This window comes from Arthrobacter sp. MP_M4, from assembly GCF_035984855.1.
Classification (GTDB): Bacteria; Actinomycetota; Actinomycetes; order Actinomycetales; family Micrococcaceae; genus Arthrobacter.
Genome location: NZ_JAXCHX010000053.1, coordinates 1 through 3,709, shown reverse-complemented (window position 1 = coordinate 3,709; position 3,709 = coordinate 1). Strand labels below are relative to the sequence as shown.

5 protein-coding genes are annotated in these 3,709 nt (G+C 61.9%); 4 read left to right on the top strand and 1 reads right to left on the bottom strand.

Annotation, left to right across the window (positions count from 1 at the left end):
* The first annotated feature begins 332 nt into the window (after window positions 1–332).
* Both RCH15_RS18900 and RCH15_RS18895 read left to right on the top strand, forming a co-directional pair.
* Window positions 333–989 (top strand): TetR/AcrR family transcriptional regulator, encoded by a 657-nt coding sequence (locus RCH15_RS18900; RefSeq protein ID WP_326962191.1) that lies wholly within the window; start codon window positions 333–335, stop codon window positions 987–989.
* 57 nt (window positions 990–1,046) lie between these two features.
* Entirely contained in the window at window positions 1,047–1,820 is a 774-nt protein-coding gene (locus tag RCH15_RS18895) for a sigma-70 family RNA polymerase sigma factor (protein ID WP_326962190.1), read from the top strand.
* A 104-nt stretch (window positions 1,821–1,924) separates the two neighbouring features.
* On the opposite strand, the gene RCH15_RS18890 is transcribed toward RCH15_RS18895, so the two are convergent.
* On the bottom strand, window positions 1,925–2,206 hold the full coding sequence (locus RCH15_RS18890) for a hypothetical protein (RefSeq protein ID WP_326962189.1): 282 nt from the start codon (window positions 2,204–2,206) through the stop codon (window positions 1,925–1,927).
* Window positions 2,207–2,633: 427 nt separating this feature from the next.
* Here RCH15_RS18890 and RCH15_RS18885 point away from each other — a divergent pair, with 427 nt between their 5' ends.
* Window positions 2,634–3,035 carry a cupredoxin domain-containing protein gene (locus RCH15_RS18885; RefSeq protein WP_326962188.1) on the top strand — a complete coding sequence of 134 codons (402 nt, stop codon included), beginning with the start codon at window positions 2,634–2,636 and terminating at the stop codon, window positions 3,033–3,035.
* On the top strand, window positions 3,032–3,508 hold the full coding sequence (locus RCH15_RS18880) for a hypothetical protein (protein ID WP_326962187.1): 477 nt from the start codon (window positions 3,032–3,034) through the stop codon (window positions 3,506–3,508). Before RCH15_RS18885 ends, RCH15_RS18880 begins: the two co-directional genes overlap by 4 nt.
* The last annotated feature ends 201 nt before the right edge of the window (window positions 3,509–3,709 follow it).

The window sequence follows — 3,709 nt, the reverse complement described above, 5'->3', positions numbered from 1 at the left end:
CGGCACCGGCACCTTCACCGCCCCGACCAAACCCGGGACCTACCCGTACCACTGCATCTTCCACGGCAACATGCACGGCACCATCACCGTGAAATAGCACTGCACGGGATGTGGCTGCCCTCCCGTCAAAAAAACTCTTCACCGGAATCGGTGCCCGCCTGCATTCCACCGCTGAAGAACTCCTTCCGCGGGCGGTAGTACCCAGCGGACTGTCCCGACATGACTGCTCAGCAGTTTAATTGTTCGGCATGACGAAACCGTCCGGGCAAATTCCCTCCTCTTAAGAACCGTACCGACCGGTCTGTCTGGTTTGCGTGTAGTGTCTGCTTCTGATGGAACACTCCCGGAACCTCTTAGTCGACCCCGCCTACAAGACCGCCGCGCCGCCACCGGCTCCGTCGGGGGCGCGAGAGCGGATTATGGCCGCTGCCTATGAGTTGTTCGCGCAGCGCGGCATACGCGATGTCGGCATCGCGGAGCTTATATCGCGGGCCGGGGTTGCCAAGGCCACGTTTTACAGTCACTTCGCCTCCAAGGACGATCTAGCCCTGGCCTTCCTGGAACGCTGCCATCAGGTGTGGACTGTCGAGCAGATCATCTCAGAGTCCAGAAGAAGGGCCGATGACCCCACAGCGCAGTTGCTGGCCATTTTCGATGTTCTGGACGGGTGGTTCCGCCGGGACGACTTCGAGGCCTGCTCCTTCATAAACACCATGCTGGAAATGGGAACCACTCATCCATTGGGGAAGGCTGCGGCCGGCTACCTGGCCCAGACACGGGAATTCATGCGGACTCTCGCCACGGAAGCAGGCCTAGAGGATCCGGACCGCTTTGCCCGGTCCTGCCACATCCTGACGAAGGGCTCCATCATCTCCGCCGTTGAGGGAGACAAAGAGGCAGCCATTTGGGCCAAACGCATGGCCCTCTCCCTCATCGCAGAACACGGCGGCGAAGCACCGCTGACCCAACCAACACAGGGAACCTCCTGACCGGTGGCCGGCCTCACACGTCGCCTGCACGTTCCCCAGTCATGATGCACTCCAACCGTGAAGGGCTCCATGCCAGTACCACCTGTACCCCCGGCAGGATTGCCGGGCTTAGAAACTGAGGAACTGCTTGGGCACGTGGACACGCGGTCTCTGACCGCACTGCTGGGCCGCATCGCGAAGCATGACAATGACGCCTTTGAGGAATTTTTCGCTGACACCAAAAAAGAAGTGTTTGCGACGATCCTGGCCGTTCTCGTGTCAAGGGAGCTCAGCGAGGACACGTCCCAAGAGGTATACATCCAAGTGTGGAACACAGCGGACCGGTTCGATCCAGGACGCGGGGCCCCGATGGCCTGGCTGCTGACCATTGCGAGACGCCGTGCCGTGGACCACGTCCGAGCCGAACAATCCCACCGGAATCGCCTGGCACGTTTTTCATCGGAGAACCACATCACCGATCACGATGTGGTGGCAGAGGCCGCTATCACAATCTTTGAAGCCGAGGATGTCACCCGTCATTTGCTTTCACTATCCGCACTCCAGCACGCCGCAATCAATCTTGCCTTCTTTGAAGGCCTGACATATCCGGAAGTGGCGAACATCCTGAACGTGCCGCTGTCCACAGTAAAAAGCCGTATTCGGGACAGCATTTCCAAACTTCGACACTCCATGGCGGAAACTTCAAGCGCACGTTGCCGTCTCGATGGTCGAAAACTGGGCGGCCCAGAACGGAAAATCGAGGTGGCGCCCCTCACCGTTCCTGACAGTTGCGTTAAGTTGGTCACGGTGACTGACGGTCCACCTGCGGGGTGCGTCGGTCATTACCTGTAGTTCGCTCCCGGGCAGGATCGTGTGGGTGCGCTGGCCGAATCCTTCAGAGGGCACACCGGCGTCGCCGTCACCGTCCAGCCCGAACGCGGGTCCACTCGCGTTGATCAGATCATTCCGGAAACCTTCCCGCCGAAGTCTGCCATGCGTGCAACGGCTGCTTCCTTGTCTGCCTGCTGACACAACGCAAGGGCACCGTTGCGTTGTTCTTCGCTGACCTTGAGTTCTTCATTGACCGAGGAGAACGTGCGCGTGAATCCGTCGTAGAACTCATCTTCGTCTTTGGTCAGGTCAGCCGTCATTTCGACGGCCGCGTCCGTGGCCAGGAGTCCGCCCGGGTTGTCATCGGTCTGCACCCGGCAGGGTGGAACGGCTGAGGTGAAGACCACGCTGCGCAGCCGTTCGGCGCCATACCTACGAAGTAGCGGGCGGATTCGCCCCCGCCCATGGAGAACCGACCGGGGTGACGTCGTTGAGATCAAGTTGCTTCAGCATTGCGGGCAGGTCCGCGACTTGTCGCTGCCGCCAACGCCGCGCCGGTCATAGGTGATGACCCGGTATCCGGCGTCATCCGTGTGCCGGTTGGCGCGAGTCCACGCAGGTCCCAGGCATGGTGTCTTCGATGCGAAATCCGCCGCGGGGCAGCATGCCCAGCGAGTTGGCTGGGTCGCGGCCTCAGGATGACTTCGAAAACATTAGACCCGGACGCCGGGTGGGCAGTCCGCGGGGGCGGGCGTGACGAATAGTCCGTGGGGAGTTTCCTGATGGGCGCGCCGTTTGGCGGGTGGAGGTCACATCCCTTTGGAAGGGATTGTCATGAAAAAAATCAGTAGAGTCTTGGCCGTGGCGGCGGCAGTGTCCTTGGCCGGCATCAGCGGATGCGCAGCTCAGGGCGGAGGACAGGCTGATCCGCAGCCCGCCGCCAGCAGCAGCGTCTCTGCCCCGTCTGCAGCTGCTTCTGCACAGTCCGGTGAAACTGTTATCACGATCAAGGACTTCGCCTACGTGGTTCCCGCGTCGGTGAAGCCGGGGGCGATGGTGACGGTGACGAACGCGGACAGCGCACCGCATACGGTCACTGCCAAGAACGAAGGCGGGTTCGATGTTGAAGTCCCGGCCGGTGGAACGGTGGTCTTTAAGGCTCCGGACGCTCCGGGTGAGTACGGGATTATTTGCAGCTACCATCCGCAGATGACCGGGACGCTGGTCGTGAAATGAACCGCCCGGAACTACCACCAGCGAACCGGATGCGTTCCGCGTGGGTCCTGCGTGTTTGTGTCGCGGCCGCCCTGCTGGCCAGCGCCGTGATCCATGTCCAGCTCGCCCCGGGTTATCAGCAGGCAGCCCCCGGCGGCATCGGACAGGGAACCCTGTTTATAGTCCAGGCCGGAGCCGCGACCCTGGCCGCGGCGTTTGTACTGCTTAGAGGCTCCCGTGCCGCTTTCGCGGCCGCCGCTGTGGTGGCGTTGTTGTCTTTGGCCGCGGTCATTCTCTACCGGTATGTTCAGGTCCCCGCCCTCGGGCCGCTGCCGTCGATGTACGAACCGGTCTGGTATGCGGCCAAGGTCATCACGGCGGTCGCCGAAGCGGCCGCCGGCGCCCTGGCGCTGACCGGATACGCCCTGCTTCGCAAGGCACGACCTGGATCTGGGACGGCTGCCCGGGGCCGCCGAGGGGCTTCAGCTGCCTGAACGCGCCTCGCAGCCGTCACCCCTGAACGTCTGCTGGCGTCTGCCCGGCCGGGCACTGGCCGAAAGAGGTTGTGGTTTACGGCACATTTAAACCAGTCCACTTGCTGTTCGGCTCCGAAGTACCACTGGCCCCTTCCGGGGCGCGAACATCACACGCGCGTGTATGAGGAGATTTATTCAATGAAGAAGACCCTTCGCCTT

Coding starts and splice junctions, on each gene's coding strand:
- RCH15_RS18885 (WP_326962188.1), top strand. CDS start 2,634: ATGAAAAAAATCAGTAGAGTCTTGGCCGTGGCGGCGGCAGTGTCCTTG.
- RCH15_RS18900 (WP_326962191.1), top strand. CDS start 333: ATGGAACACTCCCGGAACCTCTTAGTCGACCCCGCCTACAAGACCGCC.
- RCH15_RS18880 (WP_326962187.1), top strand. CDS start 3,032: ATGAACCGCCCGGAACTACCACCAGCGAACCGGATGCGTTCCGCGTGG.